Here is a 25,544-nt window from a genome sequence, read left to right on the forward strand (position 1 = left end):
TGGTTGTATGGCAAATCATGGAGGAAAGTCGGTGTTTATTGCATCGGCTGTCATCATTTTCAGCCTGGTCGTAGTGGGCGCAGCCTTTCCCGAAGGGTTCGGAAGTGCAGCCGAGTCGGCTCTCGCATCGGTAACACGGCTTTTTGGTTGGTTTTATCTATTTTCTGTATTTGGGTTCGTTGTGTTCCTGTTTTCACTCGCCTTTAGCAAATATGGCAAGGTGCGTTTGGGGCCTCAGGACAGTACGCCCAACTACACTTTTTTCTCATGGATTAGCATGCTGCTGGCAGCCGGGTTTGGTGTAGGGCTCGTGTTTTATGGTATGGCCGAACCCATGACGCACTATATTGAGCCGCCCTATGGCGATGTGCCGGCCGAAACGGAAGCCGCTGCCCGCTACGCTATTCAATACAGTTACTTCAACTGGGGCGTTCACCAATGGGCGGCCTTTTCGGTGGTGGGCCTGATCATTGCCTATTTCCAGTTTCGCAAAGGCCAAGCGGGGCTTGTTTCATCGGTGCTTTCGTCCGTTACCGCTAAAAGGCCGCGGCTTCGTCCTTATGCCTCGTGGTTGGATGTATTTGCGGTTGTCGCAACCGTAATGGGGGTGGCAACCTCGCTAGGGCTTGGGGTATTACAGATGAACGGCGGCTTGAACGCTGTTTTTGGCTTGCCGGAAAATGGATTTTGGCAGTTTATTATTTTGCTGGTGATGTTCTGCGCCTATATGGCGTCAACATGGTCAGGGCTTGATAAAGGTATTAAGCGCCTTTCAAACCTGAACATGGTGCTGTGCATCGGGCTAATGGTGTACGTATTGGTGACCGGCCCGACCATTGCGATCCTTGAAACGATTACGCTAGGCATTGGTGACTACCTTCAGAACTTTATTGGGATGAGTCTACGTATCTCCCCGTATAGTGATAATGAGTGGGCCAGTAGCTGGACGATTTTCTATTGGGCCTGGGTCATTGCATGGTCACCGTTTGTAGGTACGTTTATTGCGCGCGTGTCCCGTGGCCGTACAATTAAAGAGTATGTGTTTGGTGTATTGCTGGTTCCGCCGCTGTTGGCTTGTCTCTGGATTGGCGTATTTGGGGGAGCAGCGCTAAACATGGAGCTTAACGGCACAAATGTAGGCTTAGCGGCTGCCACTCAGGAAAATATCACCGTGGCGCTGTTTAAAATGTTCGAGTTGATGCCGTTCTCTAACGTACTTTCTGTTGTTGCCATGATGCTCATCTTTATCTTTTTGGTAACATCGGCTGACTCTGCTTCTTATATCGTGGCGCAGATGACCGACAACGGCTCTATTAATCCCCCGCTTTATAAACGTATCATCTGGGGTGTGCTGATTGCGGCAATTTGTTTAACGTTGATTGTGGCGGGAGGCCTTTCCGGGCTTCAGTCGGCAGCGGTGCTGTCGGCACTACCGTTTACCTTTATTCTGTATATGATGGTCATTGTGCTGGTACGTGAGCTACGCGCAGACCGTAAGGCTATGTTGACCCAGCTTTATCGTCGCCACGGTGAAACGCCTGTTGGCGCCGATGCCTTTGAAGCTGAGCAGATGGGCGAAGAGGAGCGCTTACGCCGTGCACCGAATGTTATCAATCGGCGTATTAATAGCTAGGTGAACTTAATCAGGTCTTCAGGAGCAAACACATGGAGCGAGGATGCTGATGGCTCGGCGAGGACGCCACGGTGCAACACGACGCCAGCCCAAGGGGCAGGCGCTTGAGCGTTGGCTGGACCGCTGGCTGGACCGCGTCGTTACGGTCGCCGTTGTAACGGCACTGGTGATTGGTCTGTCGGCTGTCTTGGCACATTGGCTTTTGTAGGCCAACCTGGTGTAACGCAGTCCTGATTGAAATGCAGTCAAAGCGCCCGGCGATAAGCCGGGCGTTTTCTTATACAGTAAGCTTTAAGCGTTTTGTCATACTTTACAGGCGCTAATGTGCAGGCTTGCCACTGCCCCTAAAGAGAGACTCCCGATGTTGCTAAATGCTGCCAAGGCTGCTTCTTCCTACGCTTCACGCCGCGAAATATTCGGCTGGGCCATGTTTGATTTCGCTAATCAGGCGTACACCTTGCTGATCATTACGGTGGTGTTTGGTGAGTTGTTTACCACCGTGATTGTAGGGGATCGAGGCGATGGTTTTCGGTTGGCCAACTTTCTATGGAGCTTGGCGCTAGCGGTCAGCTATTTAATGGTGGTCGTAACGGCCCCACTTTGCGGTGCGATTATGGATTATCGGGCCGAGAAAAAACGCTTTCTGTTTTTTAGCTATCTGGCCACGGTCGTCACCACCGCGATGCTTTACTTTGTATCTCCCGGCTATGTCGTGCTGGGGCTTGTCCTGATTGTGCTGTCCAATTACGCCTACTCCATGGGGGAATCCTTTATTGCGGCCTTTCTACCGGAGCTTGGGCCGCCTGAAAAGCTTGGCAAGATTTCCGGGTTTGGCTGGTCGCTTGGGTATATTGGCGGACTGTTTGCTGCGGGCTTTACCCTCGTCGTACTGGGGGAGGCAACCGTTGAAAACTATGAGCGTATCCGCTGGGTGGGGCCCTTCGCGGCCGGTTTTTTCTTGATTACCGCTATTCCCACCTTCCTGTGGCTTAAAGAGCGCGGCACGCCCAAACCTTCTGGGGTGGCGTACTGGGACATTGCTCAACAGCGCGTACGTTCAACCCTGCATGAGTTGCGCTATTTCAAAGACTTGAGTGTGTTCCTGGTCTCGCTGCTGTTTTCCATGGCGGGGGTCTACATCATTATTGCGTTTGCGTTTATCTATGGCGCCCAAGTGATTGGCTGGGATGAAAGCGTACGTAATATCATGTTTATTATCGTTCAGATAACCGCGGCGGCCGGAGCGCTCGGGTTTGGCTGGCTTCAGGATCGGTTAGGCGCGAAACACACCTATCAAATAACGCTTGGCCTGTGGGTGGTTGCGATCATTGCCATTTGGGCAACGCCCGAAATAACCGCTTGGGCCAATGTGCGTTTTGGTTGGCAGTGGCAGGCACAGCATGTCTTTCTAGCGGTTGGCTGCCTAGCGGGGCTCAGTTTAGGATCTAGTCAGTCGGCAAGCCGCGCCTTGGTGGGGGTGTTTTCACCGCTTGAAAAATCGGCTGAGTTTTTTGGCTTTTGGGGCCTGGCGAATAAATTGGCAGGCGTGATGGGCATCGTGATGCTGGGTGTACTGCAAACGATGGTTGGCCTACAAGCGTCTATCCTTTTATGTGCAGGCCTGTTTGTTATCGCAATGCTGATTTGTGCAAACGTTAATGAGCGACGAGGGCGTGATGCCGCCATCGCGTGGCAGAGCGCTTAATATACCGCAAACGGGGAGCACATAATGCAGACAGCACAGCGTGGCAGCATCGTGATGATGCTGCTTTTCTGGGTACTGTTAATCGGCTTGGGTACCTGGTGGCTGGATGGGGGGATGGAAAAAATACTGAACCCTAATGCCCATATCGTGCAGACTGCGACTGACGGCGGCCCTGTTACTTTACAGCGTAACCGTTCGGGGCACTTTGAAGCACCGGGCGAAATTAATGGTGAGCCGGTGACGTTTTTACTGGATACCGGCGCTACCTATGTGGCCGTTTCAGATGAGCTGGCCAATCGGCTGGGGCTCGAACGTGGGCGCAGCGCCTGGTTTAATACGGCCAACGGTCGCGTACAAGGAAACCTTACTCAGCTTGATGAAGTAACGCTGGGGGGGATCAATATCCGCAATGTACAAGGCTCCATCAGCCCCGGCATGGAGAATCATGTCGTGCTGCTGGGGATGAGTTTTTTGCATCTGCTGAATATTGAAATACGCAGCGGCGAAATGGTTCTGAGTCTACCCGATGCATAAGCGATACTTGTGAATAGTGTATTGGTGTGCTTAGCTAAAAGCCCACGGAAACAAATAGGCAAGGAGTGGCTATGGGTATTGAAGTCGGTGGATTACTAGGTCTGATTTGGCTCATTATCATTATTTGGGCCATTGTCAAAGTTGCTAAAAGTTCAGCAGGCGGTCTGGCTAAAGTGCTGTGGATATTAGCGCTGCTGATCTTCCCACTGGTAGGCCTGATTGCATGGCTACTATTAGGGCCCAAAGGATAGCCAAGCGGGCTAAAGGCTGCGCTGCCGGTTAGCGGTGGCGCTGCAAATATCGGCTTTAAAAAAGGCAGGCATCGCGCCTGCCTTTTCTATAAGTATGTACCATTACGCACTGTTTCCATTACTGGGCGGCGCTTTATAGTGGCCAGGGATGGTTACTCTTTCCCCATTGGGTAAATCGCGCACTTGAGTAGGAACATAAACACGCTTGATAACACTTTTAGCTTTACCATCTTTCATGGCTTACTCCTCCAGCCAGATTGTCGACAGTCCGCTGTCTACATTAGTCCTCTGTTTTGGAAGAATCAAGCGGTGTGCGACGGCGAGTAGAGAAAAGCGGCTACTGCTCAGAAGAAGTGTTTGCTGGGTTTTGAGGTATCCTGTGAACAGGTAACCGGCTACCTTTTGAGAACGACTGACGACATGAATGACTAACTGCCTAAGCGGAGTGAAGGATAAGATGGATAATCACTTGGAACAGAAATTTCAGGCGCTTGGGTCACAAGAAACCGTTATGCCTGACTATCCCGTTCAGGATCATATTCTGATCATAGAGGATGATCAGCGCTTGGCTGAGCTGACTCGCGACTATCTGGAAGCCAACGGTTTCCAGGTCACGCTAGAGGCCGATGGGGTGAAAGGGATGGACCGCATTCTTACGCTACAGCCTGACTTGGTCATTTTGGATTTGATGTTGCCCGGCGAGGATGGTTTGTCGATTTGTCGCCGAGTGCGGCCCAATTTTGCGGGCCCCATCATGATGTTGACGGCACGTACTGACGACGTGGACCAAATCCTTGGGTTGGAAATGGGGGCAGATGACTATGTGCCCAAACCGGTGCAGCCTCGTGTGTTGCTCGCCCGTATGCGTGCCTTGTTACGGCGTGCAGATGGCCCTGCGCCCAATGGCGAAATGCGCCTACGGTTTGAAAATTTGGAAATTGATAATGCGACCCGAGAAGCGTGGCTTGCCGGTGAACGTATTGATTTAACCAGCGCCGAGTTCGACCTGTTGTGGTTACTTGCCCGCAATGCGGGCCGGGTATTGACCCGTGAAGAGATCTTCAATGAGTTACGTGGCATTAAGTACGATGGTCAGGATCGTTCTATCGATGTACGCGTATCGCGTATTCGCCCCAAGGTGGGCGATGACCCCAACCAGCCTCATCGAATCAAGACAGTGCGCAGCAAAGGCTACCTTTTCGTGAAGGACAGCTGATCAACACAGGAAAGGAAAAGGATTTATGCAGCGGCTGCTTAGCCATAGCGCGTTTTTAAAATTCTATCTACTGCTAGGCTTGGCGCTTTGTGTCGTACTGCTCATCGCGCTCGGCGGCCGCTCTTTTATTGAACAAGTACGACGTGAGGATTACCACGAGCAGTTGGCAGCACTGCCCATGTCATTAATGACCCAGCAACTGGCCGATGCCTCCGAAGAAGAAAGAAATTCGCTGGTTAATTACTTTGCCGAGCGGCTGGGTATGCAGCTTACTTTGCGGCGTATGAGTGAGGTAGAGCTTGGCTACTTCGCTGATAAACGTATTGAGCGTGGTAGCGTATTGGTGACTGAAGATCCTTGGCGTCTTCGTCAGCGAGTGCCTGAAAGCCAATGGTTTTTGGAAGCGACCCTGCCTGCCTGGAGCGAACGCCAATGGGAGGGCAGCCTGCTGCTGCTGGGCGAGTGGCTAAAAGCCTTGCCACGTGACGAGCGAGAAGCCAACCTGACGTCGCTGCGTTCCGGCAACTGGCCGCTCACTCTGCTTAATACGCTGCCCGATAACATAACGTCTCAGCAGCAAAGCCAACTGGTGTTAGGCAACGTATTAACGCTGCTCGTATCCGAAAAACTGGCCGTTAGCCTGCTTTATCAACTGCCCGATGAAGACGTCTGGTTAATGGCTGGTCCTGTCTCGCGCGGTGATACGCTGCCCATGAATTTACAATTGCCGCTGTTGATTGGTGTCATGGCTGTGCTGGGTTTAATTATCTATCTGATTATGCGCAGCATCGAAGCACGTATGGCGCGCCTTGAACTGGCGGCTACCCGGATTGCCAGCGGCCGTCTTGAAACGCGCGTAAAAATAGAAAGTGACGACTTTCTGGGCCGGTTAGGCATGGCGTTTAACGGCATGGCCAGCCAAGTGCAAACGCTGCTGCGTGGCCAGCAAGAGATGATTCGTGCGGTCTCCCATGAGCTTCGCACGCCGGTGGCGCGTATTCGCTTTGCCGTACAGATGGTCGAGGACATGACTGATCAGCCCGCTATTCGGCGCCAGTTGCAGGGAATTGATGCCGATATTTCGGAGCTTGACGAGTTGGTGGATGAAATCCTTACCTATGCTCGCTTGGGCGGTGAAACGGTGAACGGGGCCGAGCTTGAAATGGCGCTGGTGGACTGCCGGGCAATGGCCGAGCGTGTGATTGATACGCTGGCGCCACTCAATGAAGGGCTTACTATTGAACTGGCGGATGGGCCGGATATTGAGCTTTTAGCCGAGCCTCGCTATTTACAGCGGGCGCTGCAAAACCTGGTGGGTAACGCCTGCCGCTATGGCAAAAAACACCTTATTATCCGGCTTTGGAGCGAAGATCAGCTAGTGCGTATTGATGTTGAGGATGACGGTCCAGGCATTCCGGCAGATGCCCGTGTGGATATTTTTAAGCCGTTTACTCGGCTGGACGATAGTCGGGCCCGCAGCCTGGGAGGCTACGGTTTAGGCCTCTCTATCGTGCAAAAGATTATGGCGGGCCACGGCGGCAGCGTCACCGTGGATACCAGCCCTGCGTTGGGTGGCGCACGCTTTACGTTGCTGATTCCTCGTCGTGAGTCGCTGGTTTAATGCCTGTGAGTACCGCAAACGAGGTTTCACGTGCGGTACGTAGAAAATCCTTCATCCAAGGCGCTTCCAGCGTCTCTTCTCGAACGGCCGCGTACAGCGTGCTCCAAATGCCGTTTTCACCCAGCTTAACGGCGCTGACGTAATCGCGCTCCAGATACTCCGTTAGCGCCCAGTTGGGCAGGGCACATACGCCTCGGCCGCTGGCGACCAACTGCATCATCATGATGGTAAGTTCGGCGGTGCGAATCTCCTGAGGACGTACGTTTGCCGGGTCTAAAAACTGCGTAAACACATCCAGGCGTGCCTGCTCTACGGGGTAGGTGATCAGCGTTTGGTCTGCCAAGGCTTGAGGCTCAATAAAGAGCTTCCCTGCATAAGCGTGCTGACGCGCTACGGCTAAAAGCCCTTCATAGCGAAACAGCGGCGCATAGTGAACACCCTCCAGTGCCTGAGGGTCGGCAGTAATGACCAGATCCAACTGCTCGCGTGCCAGCGCTGGTAGCGGGTCAAAGTGATGGCCGCTGGGAATATCAATTTCCACTTCCGGCCAGTGGTCGCGAAAGTAATCGACGGTAGGCATTAGCCATTGAAAGCAGCTGTGGCACTCAATGGCCATGTGCAGCCGCCCCTGCTCGCTCCCCGCCAGCCGGGCCACGTCGCGTTCGGCTTTACGCACTTCCGGAAGTATCTGGTCGGCCAGGGCTAATAGCCGTAAACCTGCCCGAGTAAACTCGACGGGCCGTGTTTTACGCACAAAAAGCGGGCTGTTAACCCGACCTTCCAGGTCTTTGAGCTGGTGCGAAAGGGCCGACTGGGTAAGGTGAACGCGTTCGGCAGCCTCCACCAGTGAACCCGTTTCACGTAGGGCAAGCAGTGTGCGTAGGTGGCGTAACTCAATCATGGATAATATCTTTCAATTTGAAAGGATTTATCATGACAGTCTCTCATGTACTTGGCTATTGGCGTAGGCGCCTTTGCATGAGTTTAAAAGTGTGAGAAGCGTGCCTGCCAGCAGTAAAGCCGCTTATTAACGGCAATACTGCGCTTACTGGATTTTTCCGGTCATGCACATTGTGCTAGCTTTTGGATGCGAACGCGTAAAGCAGGGTCTCCTGAGCGCTGATCGCATCGCTATCACCTGGGTCCTGTAAGCGATAGGAGCCATCGCTTTGCAGCAGCCAGCTCTGGCAATTATCGACCAGGTAGGTTTCCAGGTCTTTACGCACTCGGGTGGCGAGCTTTTTGTCCAATAGCGGAAAGCAGGTTTCGACCCGGTGGAACATGTTGCGCGACATAAAGTCAGCGCTTGAACACCAGGTTTCCGATTTACCGTCGTTATGGAAGTGAAATACCCGGGTGTGCTCCAGAAAACGGCCAATAATCGAGCGCACACGAATGTTTTCAGAAATGCCCGGAAGGTTGGGTTTTAGGCAGCACATGCCACGGATAATCAAATCGCACTCAACGCCCGCCTGGGAGGCACGGTAAAGCGCTTTAATCAGCCTGGGCTCGGTGAGTGAATTACACTTGATAATGATATGCCCGCGCTTACCCTTTTGTGCCAGCTGTGCTTCACGGTCAATCATCTCCACCAAACGCTCATGCAGCGTAAACGGTGCGTGCAGCAGCGTATCAATTTTGCGCGCCCGGCCCATCCCTGAAAGCTGCTGGAAGACCTTGTGCACATCGGCACATAGCGCTTTGTTGGCGGTTAACAGGCTGTAGTCGGTGTAAAGCTTGGCGGTTTTAGAGTGATAGTTGCCCGTGCCCATGTGCGCGTAGTGGCGCAGCTCGCCCTTTTCACGCCGGACAATATGCAGCATCTTGGCGTGGGTTTTATACGCCATAATGCCGTAAATAACGATGGCCCCGGCTTCCTGTAGGCGAGAGGCAAGCTGAAGGTTATCCGCTTCGTCAAAGCGTGCGCGTAGCTCGATAACGACGGTGACTTCCTTACCTTGACTCGCGGCATCCACTAGCGCGCTCACAATAGGCGATTCGGCGCCGGTGCGGTAAAGCGTCTGTTTAATGGCCAGAACGTTTGGGTCGCGAGCCGCCTCACGCAGTAGTTCCTCAATAGGTGAGAACGACTGGAAGGGGTGGTGAAGCAAAACATCGTTTCTGGCAATCGAGTCAAACATGGAGCCGATTTTAAGCGTCTTGGGCACACTCGGCGTATACGGGCGATACACCAGTTCGGGGCGATCAACGTCTCCCAGCACCGACATCATGCGGGTCAGGTTAACGGGCCCTTCAACGCGATAGAGATCCTCGGCATCAAGCTCAAACTGGCGCATTAAAAAGTTGGTCAAGTCGTCGGGGCAATTATCGGCGACTTCCAGGCGTACACCTCTGCCATAACGGCGGGCCAGCAGCTCGCCTCGCAGCGCCGAGGCCAGGTCAGAAACCTCTTCCGGGTCGACGGTCATGTCGGCGTTGCGCGTCAATCGGAATTGATAGCAGCCGCGTACGCGCATACCGGGAAATAGCTCCTCAGCATGGGCGTGAATCATGGAGGAGAGGAAGATATATTCAGAGTAGCCTTCGGCGCAGAGCGCTTTGGGAAGTGCCATTAAACGCGGGAGCGAGCGAGGGGCAGGAAGAATGGCCATGCCGCCTGCGCGGCCAAAGGCATCTTTACCTTCCAGCTCAACAATAAAGTTAAGGCTCTTATTGACCAGCCGTGGGAACGGGTGCGAAGGATCAAGGCCTATCGGGCTGATGACGGGCATGATCTCGTTATTAAACATCTCATGTACCCACTGCTTTTGCGCTTCGGTCCACTGTGCGCGGCGCCGAAAACGCAGGCCCTGTTGCTCCAGGGCGGGTAGCAGCGTGTCGTTAAGAATTTTGTACTGACGAGAGATCTGCTGGTGGGCAACTTCGGAAATTTCAGCAAGCACCGCCTTGGGCAAACGGCCATCGGCCGCTGTTGTATCATCGCCCATGGCCATCTGGTGTTTTAAACCCGCCACGCGAATTTCAAAAAATTCATCCATGTTGGATGAGAAAATAAGCAGGAACATCAGTCGATTAAGCAGTGGATGCGCATCGTCCAGTGCCTGTTCCAGAACGCGAATATTAAATTGAAGGTGGGAAAGCTCGCGGTTTAAATAGAGTTGGGGATCGTCCAGATCGGTTTCACTAAGGGTATCCTTGGCGTGCACACCGTTGGGCGTACGATTAATGCGTAACGGTAAACCATCCATTTCAACGTTGGGTAGTTCGCTAAGTGATAGCGCTGTAGATGGTGTAACGTGATCGTCCATATAAGGCTCCCCCGCATTAATGGCTTCAAACTAGCATAGCGTGATACCTGCCGTGCAAAGCAGTATGCGGGAGAAAGATGACAGAAAAATGTCATATATCTGTCATCTTGAGGGCGGGCTTCTAGCGTTGGTTCTGCAATAGTCGAGCGGCTTCCAGGGCAAAATACGTCAAGATGCCGTCGGCTCCGGCACGTTTAAAGCACATTAGTGATTCCAGGATCACCGGCTCGGCTTCCAGCCAGCCGTTATCGAACGCGGCGCGGTGCATGGCGTACTCACCACTTACCTGATAGGCAAAGGTGGGCACTTTAAGCTCGGTTTTAACCCGATGCACCACGTCCAGATAGGGCATGCCGGGTTTCACCATGACCATGTCAGCGCCTTCACTGATATCCATGGCCACTTCGTGCAGCGCTTCATCGCTATTGGCCGGGTCCATCTGGTAGGTACGCTTGTCGGCCTTGCCTAGATTGGCCGCCGAGCCGACCGCGTCACGAAACGGGCCGTAGTATTTGGAAGCGTACTTGGCGCTGTAGGCCATGATCCGCACATTGTGCAGAAGCTCTTGCTCCAGTACTTGGCGGATAGCGCCAATGCGACCATCCATCATGTCTGAAGGCGCGACAACATCCGCCCCGGCTTCAGCATGGGAAAGTGCCTGCTTAAGCAGCGTTTCTACCGTGCGGTCGTTCTGAACGTAGCCTTGCTCATCTAAAATACCGTCCTGGCCGTGACTGGTGTAAGGGTCCAGGGCGACATCGGTAATAATGCCCAGCTCAGGCAAGGCCTCTTTAAGCGCGCGCACGCTGCGCTGAACCAGCCCGTTGGCATTATAAGCCTCTTCGGCAAGCTCGCTTTTCTGTTCGGTACCTACCACTGGGAAGAGCGCCAGCGCGGGAATACCTAACGCAAACGCTTCCCTGGCTTGTTCAATCAATAAATCAATCGACAGGCGCTCAACGCCGGGCATGGAAGCAATGGCTTCACGCTGATTTTCACCCTCTAAAACAAACACCGGCAAGATTAAGTCAGACGGTGTCAGGGTCACTTCCTGCATCAACCTACGGGAAAAATCATCGCGGCGCATGCGGCGCAGCCGAGTGTTGGGAAACTGGCGGGGAGTGAGTGTGCTCAAGAGATCTCTCCGTAATAAAGGGTCATAAATAAAGATGCCCATAGGCTTGGATTGAGTATATCAGGCATGTCTTACGGCGAAAGCCGTCTTGTGGCAAACCGCCACACTGACTAAAGTGAGCGATTGCTTTGCTGTATTGCATTCGGCAGACACTGCGATAAGGGAGATAGGCATGACCAAACAGGTGGCAGTGGTATTAGCGGGTTGTGGCGTTTTTGATGGTTCTGAAATTTATGAAACCACGTTAACGCTGTTGCGTTTGGACCAGTTGGGCATCGGTTATCGCTGCTTTGCGCCCGATATTGAGCAACATCATGTTGTTAACCACCTCACTCAGGAAGCCGTAGAAGGTGAGTCACGCAACGTGCTTCAGGAGTCAGCGCGCCTTGCGCGTGGTGACATCCAGCCGATGACTGAGCTAGAGGCTGATGAGTTTGACGCGGTCATTGTGCCGGGTGGGTTTGGCGTGGCGAAGAATTTGTCTGACTTTGCAAGCGCAGGGGACGGCATGCAGGTGTTGGAGGCACTAAAAGACGCGCTTTCCGGCTTTCGGGAAGAGGAAAAACCGATTGGGTTAATGTGTATTGCGCCGGTATTGGTGCCACGGCTTTTGGGTGAGGGTGTTGCGGTTACCGTGGGCCATGACCCAAGTGTGTCGGGGGCTATCAGCGCCATGGGTGGCCTGCATCGCAGCTGCGCAGTGGATGACATCGTGGTCGACCTTGAGCACCGAGTGGTCACCACGCCCGCCTATATGCTGGCAACGCGTATCAGTGAAGCCGCCACCGGTATTTTTAAGCTGGTAGACCGCATTGACGAAATGATGGACTAATAAGCGGTAGGCGCTGCGCTATAAAAAAGCCTCTGTCATGAATAATGACAGAGGCTTTTTAACGTGGTGATAACGTCAATAGCGATGCGGCGGTTTCCAGGTGATAGAAGCGCCGTTTACGGCTCCTGCTCCTTGGTGGCTTGCTCATCACGCCGCTTGCGCACCAGGCGACCAAACAGCAAGCCTACCTCGTAAAGCAGGTACATGGGCAGTGCCAACAGGCTTTGTGATACCACATCTGGCGGCGTTAGCAGCATCCCTATGACAAAGCAGCCCAGAAAAACATAGGGCCGCTTTTTGGAAAGGCTCTCTACGCTGGTGGCGCCCGACAGGATTAGCAAAAAGGTCGCAATGGGGATTTCAAACGCCACGCCAAAGGCGAAAAAGAGCTTCAGTACAAAGTTCAGGTACTGGTTAATATCGGTCATGACCGTGACGTTTTCAGGCCCGGCCTGGGTGAAAAAGGCAAACAGTAGCGGAAATACCACATAGTAGGCAAAAGCCGCACCCGCATAAAAAAGCCCAATACTTGAGACCAGAATAGGGATGGCCAGGGCTTTTTCATTATCGTATAGCCCTGGCGCGATAAACGCCCATGCCTGATGCAGTACAAAGGGTATAGCGATAAAAACGGCGACCACCAGGGTTAGCTTAAAAGGCGCCAGAAAGGGCGAGGCTACTTCGGTCGCAATCATCTGCGAACCCGGCGGTAGCAGAGCCATCAGCGGCTCGGCCACAAAGCCATAGATATCATTGGCAAAAGCATAAAGGCCCAGAAAAACCACTAAAATGACCACCACCGCACGGACCAGGCGCATGCGAAGCTCAATCAAATGCTCAATCAATGGGGCTTGCTGCTGATCGTTCTGGGGTTCCCGAGCGTCGCCAGAGGTACTCATGGGTTCTGACTATCCTTTTTAGAGGTCGCCTTTAAGGGCTCGTTGGAAGTATGGGGCGCCGCTTCGTTGACTTCCCGCTGCGCTTCATCCAACTGGGCACTTGCCTGGGCTACACGTTGCTCCGTTTCACTCTGGCTTGTCGATGAAGAAGTACTGCGCGAGGAGGGAGTGTCGAGAATACTCTCAACGTCTTTTTTAGCACTCTTCAGACTATCGTTAATGCTCTTTTGCTGTTCGTTCAGCGTTTGGCGCAGCTCTTCTGCTTCAAGCTGCGCGCTAATTTCGCGCTGCATGCCGGATATCGTGCGCTTGATTTTACCAACCCAAAGGCCTGCCGTACGCGCCGCCCGAGGGAGGCGCTCAGGGCCAAGTACCAGTAGTCCCACGACACCGACAAGCATCAGTTCAAGAAAGCCGATATCCAACATAAATTATTTGGGCTCTTCGTTACGGGCCTTGCGATTTTCTTCGGCCTGAGCGTCATAAGTGTTGCCAGGTTCTTCGTGGCTAACCTTGGCATGCGGAGGCTCGGCGTCTTTCTTTTCGTCGTCTTTCTCGTCTTCATGCACCGCTTTTTTAAAGCCTTTAACCGCGCCGCCCAGGTCGGTGCCCACATTACGTAGCTTTTTGGTGCCGAAGATTAAAATAATGATGCCTAAGACAATTAGCAGCTGCCAAATACTGATGCCACCTAACATATGCGTATCCTCATTAATTCAAATGCGTGTTATTTATTATGGCGTACGTGCGGCTTTTTCGTCATGGCCGGAAATGCCAAAGCGCCGCGCCAACTCGTTTAACACATCCTGATGATCCAGCTCCAGGTGAGAGAGCATAACCAGCGTATGGAACCAGAGGTCGGCGGTTTCCGAGACCAGTGCCTGGCGCTGCTCGGGGCTGCCGTGTTCTGCATCCTTTGCGGCAAGCAGCGTCTCGGTGGCTTCTTCACCCACTTTTTCGAGTATCTTGTTCAAACCCTTATGATGCAAGGAGGCAACGTAAGAATCTTCAGAAGAAGCGCTGCGCCGCTGCTTTAGTACCTCGGCGAGGATGTCCAGCACGGGGGCGTGATTAGACGTTAAAGAGGTATTCATGAGTCTCCTTTACAACAGTGAGCATCATCATTCGTAAGTGAAAGTCCCACCACGTGCGAACGTCCAACCACGTTTATAACAACGCTATTGCCATAACAGTAGCAGCAAGCCAATGGCGGCTGCGCCTAAAATCGGCCAATCCTGAGTAGCGGCCCAACTGACAAGCGGCTGCCAGGCCAGTGTAATTGCTACCAGGAGCAGACCAATCCGTAAGCGGTGATGGCGTTTTCCTTGATCCGCCATTTGGCGCTGCATGTGATGAATCGAGTCGACCTGTTGGTGACGCTGGCGATGTTCAACTTCCATCCGGGTCAGCGCCTGGTGGGCAAGAACGGGCAGTTCAGGCAACTGATGAGAAAGCTCAGGCGCTTGGCGCTTTAACGACTCCCACAGCCCGCTAATGCCCGCGCGGTCTTTCATCCACTGCTCAAGATAGGGCTTGGCAGTGCTCCACAGATCAAGTTCCGGATAGAGCTGGCGGCCAAGGCCTTCAATATTGAGCAGGGTCTTTTGCAGCAGTACCAACTGAGGCTGGACTTCCATATTAAAGCGCCGAGCCGTTTGAAAAAGCCCTAACAGTACTTGGCCAAAGGAAATGTCTTTTAAAGGCTTTTCAAGGATCGGCTCGCAAACGGTGCGGATGGCCGCGGCAAACTCATTCGCGCGAGTATTCTCGCCCACCCAGCCAGACTCGATGTGCAGCGCGGCAACTTCATAATAGTCTTGATGGAAAAACGCCAAAAGGTTACGCGCGAGATAGTCCTGATCCTCGCGGGTCAAACTGCCCACAATCCCACAGTCGATCGCAATGTATTGAGGATCTTCGGGATTATCGCAATTAACAAAAATATTACCCGGGTGCATATCCGCGTGGAAGAAGTTGTCGCGAAATACCTGGGTAAAAAAGAGTTCTACGCCGCGCTCAGCGAGTTTCTTTAAGTTGACCCCACGGGCGGTCAGCGTCTCCATATCCGCGACGGGTACACCGCGAATACGCTCCTGAACCATCACGTGTCGACGTGTGAAAGGCCAATAAATAGTCGGTACAAACAGCAGCGGTGAATCCTTGAAGTTACGCTTGAGCTGTGAGGTGTTGGCCGCTTCTTTATAAAGGTCCAGTTCGTCGAATAGCGTGGCCTCATAGTCGCGAATCACTTCGACCGGGCGCAGTCGGCGGGCTTCGGGCACCTTGGCAAACAGTTTGGCAACCTGATACATCAGCGCCATGTCCTGGCGCATGATACGGTCGATACCGGGGCGGATAATTTTAACCACCACCTCTTCGCCGGTATGTAGCTTGGCCGCATGTACCTGGGCGATGGATGCCGAGGCAAGTGGCGCCTGCTCGAATTCAGCGAACGCTACATCAAGTGACATCTCCAGCTCTTTTTCGACCCGGGCGGCGGCAAGTTCGCCCGGGAAGGGCGGCACCTGATCCTGTAGGCGCCTAAGTTCGTTGGCGACATCATCCGGTAAGAGGTCTCGACGCGTGGAGAGCATCTGGCCAAATTTGATAAAAATAGGCCCCAGCGCTTCCAGCGCCAGGCGCAATCGCTCGCCACGGCTGCGATGACCAACCGAAAAAAGTCGCAGCGGTGAAAACCATAAAAGCGCTCGCAGCCAAAACGGCAGCCGCTCCATGGGGATCAGAGTGTCTAGCCGATGGCGCGCAATAATCCAAAGAATTTTGAACAGACGCAGGCTCATGCCGACGGCTCCTGTGAGGCAAGCGATGAGTCACGCACCAGACGGCGATGGAGTCGGTTAAAGCGGGCTTCCAAACGGTCAGTTGCCACTTCAAGTTCGGTTAAGTGGTCACGCAGCACATCACGCTGCTGGCGGCCTGGCAGTAAACGCGCTTCTTCAAATACATACTCTGAGACATCCTGAAGAAGCTCATTTTTGGTACGCAGCCCCCAGCGCGTCAGGCGGCGCACGCCTTCGGCCAACGAGTGAGCGGGGATATCGCCCAACCAATTGGCAAGCTCGGCTTCCCAGTCGATATCCAGGTCAAACAGCAGGTCGCGGGTAGCCTCCAGCAGATGAAGGCGTCCGCGCACCGCGAGCTTGCCGTCAAACATGAGCCGCTCAATGGAGGCGCCGCTGATCCATTCAGAGAAGGTTTCAGGCGTGAGTTCTACCACTGCGTCGACATCGGCTTCGTCTACGTCGTCGCCACGGAGTAGGTCAATACCTGCCAAATGGTAATGCAGTACCAGCTGCAGATGTGGCTTTTCCAAACGCACCAAAAGCCGACTGCCCGCCAGGGCCGCTAAGCGAGCCGGTGCGGCAGGGTCGCGAGCGAGCAGGGCATTAAGCGTACGTTCACAACCGGCCAACACAAGTGTCGGGGTTAACAGCATGCTGACCTCGTGATCGTTGATACCACTATCGACGATAACGTCATAACTTGATGCCACGGTGCAGGGCCACAATGCCGCCTGTCAGGTTGGTGTACTCCACCCGCTCAAGGCCTGCTGCTTCCATCATCGCTTTAAGTGTTTCCTGGTTCGGGTGCATGCGAATGGACTCAGCTAAATAGCGGTAGCTTTCGCCGTCTCCAGCGACAAGCTCGCCCATTTTAGGCAGCAGGCGGAAAGAGTACTCATCGTAGGCTTTAGAAAGCAGCGGGTTATTGGGCTTGGAGAACTCCAGCACCAGCAAGCGGCCGCCCGGTTTTAGCACGCGGGCCATGGAGCGTAGCGCGGCGTCTTTGTTGGTCACATTACGCAAGCCGAACGCAATCGTAATACAGTCAAAGCTATTATCAGGGAAGGGCAAGCACTCAGCGTTGGCCTGAACGTATTCAACATTGCCACCGACGCCATTATCCATCAGCTTGTCGCGGCCAACCTTCAGCATGGAGGCGTTGATGTCGGCAAGCACGACTTTGCCGCGCGGGCCAACAATACGTGAGAACTTAAGGGTTAAATCTCCGGTGCCCCCCGCGATATCTAAAACGTGGTGGCCGGGGCGAACGCCCGCACGCTCAATGGTAAAGCGTTTCCATACACGGTGGATGCCCATCGACATTAAGTCGTTCATAACGTCGTAACGGGCGGCGACAGAGTGGAATACATCCGCTACACGTGATGCTTTCTCGTCGACCGGGACTTCTTGATAACCAAAATCGGTGGTGCGCTTTTCCGTGGGGCTCATGGGGCTTTAGCTCCCGAGTTCGAGGCGGTAACAATCGACCAGATGGTCGTCGTATAAAAAGGTTGGCGATATTGTAGCCTTGTCTGCCCCAATTTGTCTGCGCCTGGTCGGATGCGCTGGGTCATGGTTTTTGAGTTTGGTTCTTGGATTATGGTTCTTGAAGCATGCTTCTCGATTCTCGAATCACAGCTGCTTGAATTGGATACCTGCCGGCTCGCGCGATGCACCGGCTTCTTTTAGCCGCTGCAGGTAGTTCTCCCAATAGGCTTTTTGATGCGTGGCGAGTTCAAACAGGTATTCCCAGCTATAAATGCCGCTGCTATGCCCGTCATCAAAGTAAAGCTGTAGCGCATAGTTGCCTGTCTGGACGATGTTTTGTAGCCCAACATCCTTTTTACCGACTTGAAGCACAGCGGTATCACCGCCATGACCACGTACCTCCGCAGAGGGCGAGTAAACCCGCAAAAACTCTATCGGCAACCGGAAGCTCTCACCGCTGGCATAGCCAAGCTCAAGTTCGCGGGCCTTTTTATGATAGTGAACCCGGTTGGGGGCGGGAGCGTTCATGCACAAACCTCTTGGCTCATTGCCGAGATAGCTTGCCCACCTTCTGCGTCCCATTGAAACAGGCATCAGTGGGCAAGCGATTTAAGCGATCATTACAGGATATAGCGCGACAGGTCTTCGTCGACAGCCAGTTCACCTAGTTGGGCATTCACATAATTGGCATCAATGACCAGCGGGCTGTCCATATCGCCGCCCTTGAACGAGGCTTCTTCCAGCAAGCGCTCCATCACGGTGTGCAAGCGGCGAGCGCCGATATTCTCGGTGCCTTCGTTAACCTGCCAGGAGATCTCGGCGATACGCTCAATCCCGTCAGGGGTGAACTCAATACCCAGCCCTTCGGTTGCCAGCAGCGCCTGGTACTGTTTGGTCAATGATGCGGATGGCTCGGTCAGAATGCGCTTGAAGTCGCCCGGCGTTAGCGCATCAAGCTCCACGCGGATCGGCAGACGGCCCTGTAACTCGGGGATCAAGTCAGACGGACGCGCCAAGTGGAAAGCGCCGGATGCGATGAACAGGATATGGTCAGTTTTCACCATGCCGTACTTGGTGGAAACCGTAGAGCCTTCGATCAACGGCAGCAGGTCACGCTGAACGCCTTCGCGAGACACTTCACCACCGCTGGACTGTCCGCTGCCCTTGGCAACTTTGTCGATCTCATCCAGGAACACGATGCCGTGCTGCTCTACGGCCTCAACGGCACGCGCTTTGATTTCATCTTCATTCACCAGCTTGCCGGCTTCTTCATCGCGCAGCAGTACCAGCGCTTCTTTGACCGTTACGCGGCGCTGCTCGCGTTTCTGCTGGCCCATGTTAGAAAACAGGCTCTGCAGTTGATTGGTCATCTCTTCCATGCCGGGCGGCGTCATGATGTCGACACCCGCGCTCTGGGAAGATACCTCTATATCGATCTCTTTATCATCCAGCTGGCCTTCGCGCAGTTTTTTGCGAAAGCTTTGACGCGTGCTGGAGTCTTCACGAGGCTTGTCTTCCTGGCCGCGGGGCGGTGGTAGAAGCGCATCAAGCACGCGATCTTCAGCGGCATCGTCGGCACGATGGCCGACTTCCTCTTTGGCATGCTCGCGCACCATTTTCATGGCCGACTCCATCAAATCACGAATGATGGACTCCACATCGCGGCCAACGTAGCCTACCTCGGTAAATTTAGTGGCTTCTACTTTGATAAACGGCGCACGGGCGAGTTTTGCTAAACGACGCGCAATCTCGGTTTTACCCACACCGGTTGGCCCGATCATCAAAATATTTTTCGGGGTTACTTCAGGACGCAGGTCGTCGTCAAGCTGCATGCGGCGCCAGCGATTGCGCAGCGCAATGGCAACGGCGCGCTTGGCGTCTTGCTGGCCGATGATGTATTGATCAAGCGCGTGGACGATTTCGCGGGGTGTCATCTGAGTCATTAAGTCAGCCTCAACGTTCGTTGGTATTCAGCTCTTCGAGCGTCACGTGATGGTTGGTGAATACACAGATGTCACCGGCAATTTGGAGCGATTTCTCGGTGATTTCACGCGCGGAAAGCTCGGTATTCTCAAGCAGCGCTCGGGCACTTGCCTGGGCAAAGTTGCCGCCTGAGCCAATCGCGATAATGCCGCGTTCAGGCTCAACCACATCGCCGTTGCCGGTAATGATCAGCGAGGCGCTGTGGTCAGCGACGGCAAGCAGCGCTTCCAACCGGCGCAGGGCACGGTCGGTGCGCCAGTCTTTGGCTAGCTCAACGGCCGCCTTGGTCAAGTGACCCTGGTACTTTTCAAGCTGGGCTTCAAAGCGCTCAAACAGCGTAAATGCGTCAGCGGTGCCGCCTGCAAAACCGGCGAGCACCTTGCCACGGTAGAGGCGACGCACCTTGCTGGCGTTGCCTTTCATCACGGTGTTGCCAAGTGATACCTGGCCGTCGCCTGCCAGGGCAACCTGATTACCGCGACGTACGGATACGATAGTGGTCATGGAGATAACTCCTTGGGGGAGGCGTGCTCCCGATAACTGAACGGCCGCTTAAACGATGATAGAGCGACCGCCTATAAAAGACGATGAACAATAAAATGCGGGCGGCTGATAAAAAATCAACCGCCCGCTGGGTAACGCCTACCGCTTTATTCGTTGGAGGTCCGGTTCTTAAAATCAGTTTTGCAGCTGTATCAACAAGGGTTCAATGCCTTGCGTGGTCATTAAATCCTGGGCGCGGTTCAACTCGCGAGTGTCTTCGTAAGGGCCTACTTGGACACGGTGCCACGTATCGCCGCCCGCTTGCACTTCGCTGATTTGCGCCAGTAGGCTTAAGTTGCGTAACCGGCTGCGTAGTTGCTCGGCATCGCTTAGCTCACGAAACGAAGCGGCCTGCAATACGTAGCGATTAGGCGCGCTGGTGCTGGCAGGGGCTGTCGGCTGCGCGGTACTTGCCTGCTCTTCCGGACGCGTGTTGGCCGCAATCACTTGAGCGATAGGGTCGTCAGTTGATGACGTTTGGGTTGAGGCGCTCTCGGCGGCTTGCACATCAACCTGCTCGGCAACTTCTGGGCGGGTAACGCTTGAGGGAAGCGTGACACCTGGGGCAATGACCTCGGTTTCAGGCAGCAAGGTATAGAACTCGAACGTGGGCATCGAGGGTTCGCTTGCGGTTTCGTTTTCCCTGGCGGCGGCACGCTCGGCACTTTCGGGTTTGGAGAGTACCGTTGCCTGCGGCTGGTCACTTGGCGTGTCCTGCCAGGGCGCCGTGCCGTGCTGGTGCTGAGCAAGGAAAAAACCTGCGGCCATACCGGCAAGACCCCATACCCAGCCCGGTAGGCGAAACCCTCTGCCTTTGGAGGAGCGAGGGGCTTTACGCTGCGAGGTAGCGCCCTGGCGAGGGCGAGCAGGCTTTTTGCGCGGGCTGGCCATGGCTTACATCTCCTCGGGGGCGCTAACGCCCATCAAGTCCAAGCCATTACGCAGTACCTGACGGGTTGCCAGACCCAGCGAGAGACGCACGTTACGAAGCGTATCGTCTTCGACCATAACTTTGACCGCGTTGTAGCAGGTATGGAAATCCCCCGCTAGGTCCAGTAGATACTGCGCCACTTGCTGCGGTTCGCGGTTTTTCGCCGCGTTTTGAACCACTTCTGGATAGCGCGCCAGGCGGTTAAGCACGGCTTTTTCCTGGTCGCTTCCCAGTAGCGCGAGGTTGGCAAGCGCCAGGGCGTGATCAAAAGGCTGGCCCGCTGCCTCTGTTTTACGCAGCATGCTGCTTACGCGCGCGTGGGCGTACTGAATGTAGTACACCGGGTTGTCGTTGGACTGTGAACGCGCCAGGTCAATATCGAAAGTTAGCTGGGAGTCGGCGCGGCGTGCCGCGAGGAAGAAGCGCGTGGCATCACGGCCCACTTCATCAATCAGGTCGCGCACCGTAACGTAGCTGCCTGCCCGCTTGGAGAGTTTTACTTCAACGCCAGAGCGCGTGACCATCACCATCTGGTGCAGTACGTAGTCAGGCCAGCCTTTGGGAATGCCCACTTCCAGTGCTTGAAGGCCCGCACGCACACGGGTAACGGTCGAGTGGTGGTCGGCCCCCTGCTCGTTAATCACGGTGGTAAAGCCGCGCTGCCATTTATCCAGGTGGTAAGCAACGTCGGGCAGGAAGTAGGTATAGCCGCCTTCACGCTTGCGCATGACGCGGTCTTTGTCATCGCCAAAGTCAGTGGTACGCAGCCACATGGCGCCATCTTCTTCATAGGTGTGGCCGTTGGCGACGAGTTTTTCAACCGCTTCGTTGACCTTGCCGTCCTGATAAAGCGATGACTCCAGGAAGTACACATCAAATTCAACGCCGAAAGCCTTGAGGTCCAGATCCTGTTCGCGGCGCAGCCAGGCAACGGCAAACTCTTGAATGGCCTCCAGGTCATCAGCGTCTGCCTTGGCGGTTACTTCACGGTCATCGGCAGTGACCGTTTTGCCCGCCAGGTAGTCGTTAGCGACATCGGTAATGTATTCGCCGCGATAGCCGTCTTCCGGCCAGCTTTCATCATCAGGGCCCAGATTTTTGGCGCGCGCCTGTACCGAACGGGCCAGGTTGGCAATTTGCGCGCCGGCATCGTTGTAGTAAAACTCACGCGTGACATCGTAACCGGTTGCTTCCAGCAGGCGGCACAGGCAGTCGCCAATCGCGGCACCGCGGCCGTGGCCTACGTGTAACGGGCCTGTTGGGTTGGCCGATACAAATTCGACCTGCACTTTTTCCGCCTTGCCCATCATGCTGCGGCCAAAGGCGTCGCCGCTATCCAGCACTTGCGCCACAATTTGGGCGGCGGCATCTGCGGCGGCAAAAAAGTTGATGAACCCTGGTCCAGCAATTTCGGTTTTTTGAAGTGCATCGCTTTCTGGCAGCGCGGCAATCAGCGCCTCGGCCAGCTCACGAGGGTTTTTACCAGCAGGCTTGGCCAGCATGAGTGCCAGGTTCGTGGCGTAATCGCCGTGCGCTTTGTCTTTGGTGGGGTCAACTTTGATGTTGGGCTGAAGGTCATCAGGCAGCACGCCTTGGTGCTTAAGCGCATCAATGGCGCCGTTGAGCAGGGAAACAATCGTGTCTTTCATTTAGGTATCCGGGTAACGTCGGTGGCGGCGTGTGCAAGTGCGCACTTACGAAGTGCATCAGCAAAGCGGCCATTATCAGCATTTGGCGCGCAGTTTCAAAGGTGTTGATGCGATCCTTGCATAAGTGTCCTTGGTAATCCTGGCTATTTTCAACGGCGGCGCCGCAGGCTAGGCAAGCGTTTGAGGGTCGATATCAATCGACCAGCGCACCTTACGCGCCTCGCGGTTGGCCTCAAGCCATTGCACCAGCCAACTGGCCGCCACGTGCAATTGACTGCGCTTATTGGCGGTCAGCATCAAGTGCATGTGGTAGCGATTTTGGCGTCGCTCCATAGGCGCAGGCACGGGGCCCAGGCAGTAAGTGGTAAGGCCTGAGGTTTTCAGCCACTCGCGCAGCGTTTGGCCCGCCTGTTGCGCTAAGGCAAGGGCCGCCGGTTCCTGGGGGCTTTCGATCCGTAGTAGTGCCATAAACGTGAACGGCGGCAGGTGTGCCTGGCGGCGCTCTTCCAGCAAGTTTCTCGCCAATGCTCCGTAGCCCTGTTCGGCCAGCAGCCCTAAGTGAGGGTCATCCGGATGCAGTGTTTGCACCAGTACCCGCCCTTGGTCGGCTGCACGTCCTGCGCGCCCGGCCACCTGTTCCAGCAGCTGCGCGCTATGCTCCAGGGCACGGAAGTCGGCGGCGTAAAGGCCGCCGTCAGCATTCACCACAACCACCAGCGTGACGTGAGGCAGATGGTGCCCCTTGGCAAGCATCTGCGTCCCCACCAGCAGGCAAGGCTCACCCCGCTGAATCTCCTTTAGGATCTGCTCAAAGCTGTCTTTCTTGCGGGTGCTGTCGCGATCAATACGGTGCACGGTGACCTTGGGGAAAAGGCCCTGGAGCGTCTCTTCGGTACGCTCGGTGCCGCTTCCCAGCGCGCGTAAGTCACCGCTGCCGCACTCGGGGCAGGCATCCGGCAGGGCACGACGGCTATCGCAGTGGTGGCAGGCAAGTAGCGGCGGCTGGCGGTGCAGCGTCATGCGTGAATCGCACTGGCCGCATTCCGCCATCCAGCCGCAGGCGTGGCAGGCAAGCGACGGCGCAAAGCCGCGCCGGTTGATGAAAATCAGCACCTGCTTGCCCGCACTCAAGGTGCTTTTGATCGCTTTGATAGCACCCGGTAGCAGGCCCCCCTGGCGGCGCTGGTGGCGTAAATCAAGAAGCTCCAGCTTGGCAGGCTGATGGCGGCTGGGCCGCTGAGTAAGGCGCAGGTGGCGATAACTACCGGAAAGCGCCTGCTGTAGGCTCTCAAGCGAAGGCGTGGCGCTGCCCAGCAGTAGTGGAATGCCGTGGTAATGAGCGCGTGCAACGGCCAAGTCGCGGGCGTGGTAACGCAGCCCGTCGTGCTGCTTGTAAGAGCCGTCGTGCTCTTCATCGACAATGATCGCGCCTGGGTTGGCAAGCGGGGTAAAGATCGCCGAGCGTGTTCCGATGATAATCAGCGCCCGCCCGTTTGCCGCGGCTTCCCAAACGTCCAGCCGTTCGGGGTCGGTTAAGCCGGAGTGGAGTGCCACCACGGGCACCCGAAAGCGGCTTCTAAAGCTCGCCAGGGTTTGCGGCGTCAGGCCGATTTCCGGCACCAGCACCAGCGACTGCTTGCCTTTGGCGGCAATCGCTTCAATAAGCTGAAGATACACTTCTGTCTTGCCGCTGCCGGTAACGCCTTCCAGCAGGCAAGGGTGGTAGCTTTCAAGCTTTTCGTGTAGCACCGCAAGGGCGGTGGCCTGCTCACGATTGAGCGGCAGTGCCGGTGTGGCAAGCAAACTGCCACTCGGCGTCTCGGGGGCGGTCAGGGTGATTTCCTGGTGGGTGACCAGCCCCTTCTTGCCCAGTGCTAGCAGCTGGTCGCGGCTAAAGCCGTGGGCGCTGACAGCCCGCGAAGGCAGGCCGTGCGGATGCTGACATAAAAGCGCATACAGCTCGGCTTGTTTGGGCGCTCGGCTTAAATCCGGCTGGGTATGCGTTACGGCAAACCACAGCGTTTGCGTGCGCCCAGCCATTGGGTGGCCCTGGCGCAGCCGTGCAGGCAGCGCATGATGGAGCGTATCGCCCAGGCTGTGTTGGTAGTAGCGTGCGGCAAACCGGCATAGCCACAGCCAGTCATTGGGAAGTGGTGCATCATCCAGCGCTTCGCTGACAGCACGTAACTGGCTGCGTGGTAGTTCACTGGTGGCAGCCAGTTCAACTACCACGCCCACCACTTCGCGCCGCCCAAAGGGTACGCGTACACGAAGCCCAGGCTGCCAGCCGCAAGGGGGAGTGCGGCTGGCGGGCAGGTAATCAAACAGGCGTCGGAGTGGGGACGGCAAGGCGACTTTTAGCACCTGCAAAGAAACAGTGTCAGGCAATTGGCCTCCGGCGATAAGTTTTGCTAAAATATGCGGCCGCTCTGAATCTAAACGATCAGACGGTTAACCGGTTAGTAGTTTTTCCAAACCCGTATGCGGTGCCTGGCAACGGATCAGGTGGCGGCATACCGCTTGAGAGATCATCACGATGAGACAAGGTATTCACCCGAATTACAATACGGTCACCGCTAACTGCTCTTGCGGTGCTAGCTTCCAGGTAGGCTCTACTTCTGGCCAGGATTTCTCCCTAGACGTATGCTCCAACTGCCACCCGTTCTACACGGGCAAGCAGAAGCAAGCGACCACCGGTGGCCGTGTAGAGCGCTTCAACAAGCGTTTCGGCGCTGCTGTTAAGCGCGGCTAATCCTGACGGATCAGCCACACTGCAAGTGCGGGTAAAATACCAGGTACTTGTAAGAAAAACCCACGCTACGGCGTGGGTTTTTTTATGGGCGAATTTCTATAAATGCCTGTTTGGACGAACAAATGGCGAGATGGAAGGGGTTTTCATAAATGCTGCGATACAGCAATAAGTAATGCGTTATAGCTGAAATGCTTCTGCATAAGATTCAGCAAATGGTTGGGAAAAGTAATTAACGTGAAGGAAAAATCGCTAAAAAAAGCGTTTTCTTTTTGAGTTGGCGACGCGCTTGAGACGCCTTG

26 protein-coding genes are annotated in these 25,544 nt (G+C 54.9%); 9 read left to right on the forward strand and 17 right to left on the reverse strand.

What is annotated here, in order from left to right:
• Positions 1–7: 7 nt before the first annotated feature.
• The 5 genes from FKN99_RS07995 to FKN99_RS08015 all read left to right on the forward strand — a co-directional run bounded on the left by FKN99_RS07995 (position 8) and on the right by FKN99_RS08015 (position 4,123).
• Positions 8–1,633, forward strand: a complete 1,626-nt coding sequence (locus tag FKN99_RS07995; protein ID WP_172117372.1) for a BCCT family transporter — start codon at positions 8–10, stop codon at positions 1,631–1,633.
• 43 nt (positions 1,634–1,676) lie between these two features.
• A complete protein-coding gene (locus tag FKN99_RS08000) occupies positions 1,677–1,841 on the forward strand; it encodes a hypothetical protein (protein WP_172117332.1) in 165 nt (54 codons plus the stop codon).
• A gap of 153 nt (positions 1,842–1,994) precedes the next feature.
• On the forward strand, positions 1,995–3,338 hold the full coding sequence (locus FKN99_RS08005) for an MFS transporter (protein ID WP_172117373.1): 1,344 nt from the start codon (positions 1,995–1,997) through the stop codon (positions 3,336–3,338).
• A 24-nt stretch (positions 3,339–3,362) separates the two neighbouring features.
• The gene (locus tag FKN99_RS08010; protein WP_172117374.1) at positions 3,363–3,872 is read left to right on the forward strand and encodes a retropepsin-like aspartic protease family protein; all 510 of its coding nucleotides are present in this window, start codon (positions 3,363–3,365) and stop codon (positions 3,870–3,872) included.
• 71 nt (positions 3,873–3,943) lie between these two features.
• Positions 3,944–4,123, forward strand: a complete 180-nt coding sequence (locus FKN99_RS08015) for a PLDc N-terminal domain-containing protein (RefSeq protein ID WP_172117375.1) — start codon at positions 3,944–3,946, stop codon at positions 4,121–4,123.
• A gap of 102 nt (positions 4,124–4,225) precedes the next feature.
• Here FKN99_RS08015 and FKN99_RS17995 read toward each other — a convergent pair whose 3' ends face one another.
• Positions 4,226–4,360 carry a hypothetical protein gene (locus FKN99_RS17995; RefSeq protein WP_254908543.1) on the reverse strand — a complete coding sequence of 45 codons (135 nt, stop codon included), beginning with the start codon at positions 4,358–4,360 and terminating at the stop codon, positions 4,226–4,228.
• Positions 4,361–4,580: 220 nt separating this feature from the next.
• Between FKN99_RS17995 and FKN99_RS08020 the strand changes: the two genes are divergently transcribed.
• Entirely contained in the window at positions 4,581–5,339 is a 759-nt protein-coding gene (locus FKN99_RS08020; RefSeq protein ID WP_319941254.1) for a winged helix-turn-helix domain-containing protein, read from the forward strand.
• Positions 5,340–5,364: 25 nt separating this feature from the next.
• A complete protein-coding gene (locus FKN99_RS08025) occupies positions 5,365–6,960 on the forward strand; it encodes an ATP-binding protein (protein WP_172117376.1) in 1,596 nt (531 codons plus the stop codon).
• Here the strand turns inward: FKN99_RS08025 and FKN99_RS08030 are convergent.
• From FKN99_RS08030 to hemB, 3 genes are all read right to left on the reverse strand, one after another.
• On the reverse strand, positions 6,923–7,861 hold the full coding sequence (locus FKN99_RS08030) for a LysR family transcriptional regulator (protein WP_172117377.1): 939 nt from the start codon (positions 7,859–7,861) through the stop codon (positions 6,923–6,925). The genes FKN99_RS08025 and FKN99_RS08030 overlap by 38 nt on opposite strands.
• A 175-nt stretch (positions 7,862–8,036) precedes the next feature.
• Complete coding sequence (gene ppk1 / locus FKN99_RS08035) at positions 8,037–10,229, reverse strand: polyphosphate kinase 1 (protein ID WP_172117378.1); 2,193 nt, start codon at positions 10,227–10,229, stop codon at positions 8,037–8,039.
• Between the two features lie 121 nt (positions 10,230–10,350).
• Positions 10,351–11,364, reverse strand: a complete 1,014-nt coding sequence (hemB, locus tag FKN99_RS08040) for a porphobilinogen synthase (protein WP_172117379.1) — start codon at positions 11,362–11,364, stop codon at positions 10,351–10,353.
• 172 nt (positions 11,365–11,536) lie between these two features.
• On the opposite strand from hemB, the gene elbB reads away from it, so the two are divergent.
• Positions 11,537–12,196, forward strand: coding sequence for an isoprenoid biosynthesis glyoxalase ElbB (gene elbB, locus FKN99_RS08045; protein ID WP_172117380.1), 660 nt, complete (start codon positions 11,537–11,539; stop codon positions 12,194–12,196).
• A 116-nt stretch (positions 12,197–12,312) separates the two neighbouring features.
• Here the strand turns inward: elbB and tatC are convergent, their stop codons facing one another.
• The 13 genes from tatC to FKN99_RS08110 all read right to left on the reverse strand — a co-directional run bounded on the left by tatC (position 12,313) and on the right by FKN99_RS08110 (position 24,881).
• Complete coding sequence (gene tatC, locus FKN99_RS08050) at positions 12,313–13,095, reverse strand: twin-arginine translocase subunit TatC (RefSeq protein WP_172117381.1); 783 nt, start codon at positions 13,093–13,095, stop codon at positions 12,313–12,315.
• Positions 13,092–13,523, reverse strand: coding sequence for a Sec-independent protein translocase protein TatB (gene tatB / locus FKN99_RS08055; RefSeq protein ID WP_172117382.1), 432 nt, complete (start codon positions 13,521–13,523; stop codon positions 13,092–13,094). The genes tatC and tatB overlap by 4 nt, the downstream gene beginning before the upstream one ends.
• A gap of 3 nt (positions 13,524–13,526) precedes the next feature.
• Positions 13,527–13,793, reverse strand: coding sequence for a Sec-independent protein translocase subunit TatA (gene tatA, locus FKN99_RS08060; RefSeq protein WP_172117383.1), 267 nt, complete (start codon positions 13,791–13,793; stop codon positions 13,527–13,529).
• A 36-nt stretch (positions 13,794–13,829) separates the two neighbouring features.
• On the reverse strand, positions 13,830–14,189 hold the full coding sequence (locus tag FKN99_RS08065; RefSeq protein WP_172117384.1) for a phosphoribosyl-ATP diphosphatase: 360 nt from the start codon (positions 14,187–14,189) through the stop codon (positions 13,830–13,832).
• Between the two features lie 84 nt (positions 14,190–14,273).
• Positions 14,274–15,896 carry a ubiquinone biosynthesis regulatory protein kinase UbiB gene (ubiB, locus tag FKN99_RS08070; protein WP_172117385.1) on the reverse strand — a complete coding sequence of 541 codons (1,623 nt, stop codon included), beginning with the start codon at positions 15,894–15,896 and terminating at the stop codon, positions 14,274–14,276.
• Entirely contained in the window at positions 15,893–16,552 is a 660-nt protein-coding gene (locus FKN99_RS08075) for a ubiquinone biosynthesis accessory factor UbiJ (protein WP_087105919.1), read from the reverse strand. The genes ubiB and FKN99_RS08075 overlap by 4 nt, the downstream gene beginning before the upstream one ends.
• Positions 16,553–16,592: 40 nt before the next feature.
• Positions 16,593–17,348: a bifunctional demethylmenaquinone methyltransferase/2-methoxy-6-polyprenyl-1,4-benzoquinol methylase UbiE gene (ubiE, locus tag FKN99_RS08080; RefSeq protein ID WP_172117386.1), complete on the reverse strand. Its 756-nt coding sequence runs from the start codon at positions 17,346–17,348 to the stop codon at positions 16,593–16,595.
• Positions 17,349–17,531: 183 nt separating this feature from the next.
• A complete protein-coding gene (locus tag FKN99_RS08085) occupies positions 17,532–17,915 on the reverse strand; it encodes a gamma-butyrobetaine hydroxylase-like domain-containing protein (protein ID WP_172117387.1) in 384 nt (127 codons plus the stop codon).
• 92 nt (positions 17,916–18,007) lie between these two features.
• Positions 18,008–19,330, reverse strand: a complete 1,323-nt coding sequence (hslU, locus tag FKN99_RS08090) for an ATP-dependent protease ATPase subunit HslU (protein WP_172117388.1) — start codon at positions 19,328–19,330, stop codon at positions 18,008–18,010.
• A 10-nt stretch (positions 19,331–19,340) separates the two neighbouring features.
• Entirely contained in the window at positions 19,341–19,874 is a 534-nt protein-coding gene (gene hslV, locus FKN99_RS08095) for an ATP-dependent protease subunit HslV (RefSeq protein ID WP_172117389.1), read from the reverse strand.
• A 174-nt stretch (positions 19,875–20,048) separates the two neighbouring features.
• Positions 20,049–20,804 carry an SPOR domain-containing protein gene (locus tag FKN99_RS08100; RefSeq protein ID WP_172117390.1) on the reverse strand — a complete coding sequence of 252 codons (756 nt, stop codon included), beginning with the start codon at positions 20,802–20,804 and terminating at the stop codon, positions 20,049–20,051.
• Positions 20,805–20,807: 3 nt separating this feature from the next.
• On the reverse strand, positions 20,808–22,493 hold the full coding sequence (gene argS, locus FKN99_RS08105; RefSeq protein ID WP_172117391.1) for an arginine--tRNA ligase: 1,686 nt from the start codon (positions 22,491–22,493) through the stop codon (positions 20,808–20,810).
• A 168-nt stretch (positions 22,494–22,661) separates the two neighbouring features.
• Positions 22,662–24,881 carry a primosomal protein N' gene (locus tag FKN99_RS08110; RefSeq protein WP_172117392.1) on the reverse strand — a complete coding sequence of 740 codons (2,220 nt, stop codon included), beginning with the start codon at positions 24,879–24,881 and terminating at the stop codon, positions 22,662–22,664.
• Between the two features lie 148 nt (positions 24,882–25,029).
• Here FKN99_RS08110 and rpmE point away from each other — a divergent pair, with 148 nt between their 5' ends.
• On the forward strand, positions 25,030–25,245 hold the full coding sequence (gene rpmE, locus FKN99_RS08115; protein ID WP_087105934.1) for a 50S ribosomal protein L31: 216 nt from the start codon (positions 25,030–25,032) through the stop codon (positions 25,243–25,245).
• The last annotated feature ends 299 nt before the right edge of the window (positions 25,246–25,544 follow it).

The organism is Halomonas hibernica (genome assembly GCF_013183775.1).
In the GTDB taxonomy this organism is placed as follows: domain Bacteria; phylum Pseudomonadota; class Gammaproteobacteria; order Pseudomonadales; family Halomonadaceae; genus Vreelandella; species Vreelandella citrativorans.

Bases quoted from the DNA above. Each gene is read 5' to 3' on its own strand.
- FKN99_RS07995 (WP_172117372.1), top strand. From the start codon at position 8: ATGGCAAATCATGGAGGAAAGTCGGTGTTTATTGCATCGGCTGTCATC.
- FKN99_RS08000 (WP_172117332.1), top strand. From the start codon at position 1,677: ATGCTGATGGCTCGGCGAGGACGCCACGGTGCAACACGACGCCAGCCC.
- FKN99_RS08005 (WP_172117373.1), top strand. From the start codon at position 1,995: ATGTTGCTAAATGCTGCCAAGGCTGCTTCTTCCTACGCTTCACGCCGC.
- FKN99_RS08010 (WP_172117374.1), top strand. From the start codon at position 3,363: ATGCAGACAGCACAGCGTGGCAGCATCGTGATGATGCTGCTTTTCTGG.
- FKN99_RS08015 (WP_172117375.1), top strand. From the start codon at position 3,944: ATGGGTATTGAAGTCGGTGGATTACTAGGTCTGATTTGGCTCATTATC.
- FKN99_RS17995 (WP_254908543.1), bottom strand. From the start codon at position 4,360: ATGAAAGATGGTAAAGCTAAAAGTGTTATCAAGCGTGTTTATGTTCCT.
- FKN99_RS08020 (WP_319941254.1), top strand. From the start codon at position 4,581: ATGGATAATCACTTGGAACAGAAATTTCAGGCGCTTGGGTCACAAGAA.
- FKN99_RS08025 (WP_172117376.1), top strand. From the start codon at position 5,365: ATGCAGCGGCTGCTTAGCCATAGCGCGTTTTTAAAATTCTATCTACTG.
- FKN99_RS08030 (WP_172117377.1), bottom strand. From the start codon at position 7,861: ATGATTGAGTTACGCCACCTACGCACACTGCTTGCCCTACGTGAAACG.
- ppk1 (WP_172117378.1), bottom strand. From the start codon at position 10,229: ATGGACGATCACGTTACACCATCTACAGCGCTATCACTTAGCGAACTA.
- elbB (WP_172117380.1), top strand. From the start codon at position 11,537: ATGACCAAACAGGTGGCAGTGGTATTAGCGGGTTGTGGCGTTTTTGAT.
- tatC (WP_172117381.1), bottom strand. From the start codon at position 13,095: ATGAGTACCTCTGGCGACGCTCGGGAACCCCAGAACGATCAGCAGCAA.
- tatB (WP_172117382.1), bottom strand. From the start codon at position 13,523: ATGTTGGATATCGGCTTTCTTGAACTGATGCTTGTCGGTGTCGTGGGA.
- tatA (WP_172117383.1), bottom strand. From the start codon at position 13,793: ATGTTAGGTGGCATCAGTATTTGGCAGCTGCTAATTGTCTTAGGCATC.
- FKN99_RS08065 (WP_172117384.1), bottom strand. From the start codon at position 14,189: ATGAATACCTCTTTAACGTCTAATCACGCCCCCGTGCTGGACATCCTC.
- ubiB (WP_172117385.1), bottom strand. From the start codon at position 15,896: ATGAGCCTGCGTCTGTTCAAAATTCTTTGGATTATTGCGCGCCATCGG.
- FKN99_RS08075 (WP_087105919.1), bottom strand. From the start codon at position 16,552: ATGCTGTTAACCCCGACACTTGTGTTGGCCGGTTGTGAACGTACGCTT.
- ubiE (WP_172117386.1), bottom strand. From the start codon at position 17,348: ATGAGCCCCACGGAAAAGCGCACCACCGATTTTGGTTATCAAGAAGTC.
- FKN99_RS08085 (WP_172117387.1), bottom strand. From the start codon at position 17,915: ATGAACGCTCCCGCCCCCAACCGGGTTCACTATCATAAAAAGGCCCGC.
- hslU (WP_172117388.1), bottom strand. From the start codon at position 19,330: ATGACTCAGATGACACCCCGCGAAATCGTCCACGCGCTTGATCAATAC.
- hslV (WP_172117389.1), bottom strand. From the start codon at position 19,874: ATGACCACTATCGTATCCGTACGTCGCGGTAATCAGGTTGCCCTGGCA.
- FKN99_RS08100 (WP_172117390.1), bottom strand. From the start codon at position 20,804: ATGGCCAGCCCGCGCAAAAAGCCTGCTCGCCCTCGCCAGGGCGCTACC.
- argS (WP_172117391.1), bottom strand. From the start codon at position 22,493: ATGAAAGACACGATTGTTTCCCTGCTCAACGGCGCCATTGATGCGCTT.
- rpmE (WP_087105934.1), top strand. From the start codon at position 25,030: ATGAGACAAGGTATTCACCCGAATTACAATACGGTCACCGCTAACTGC.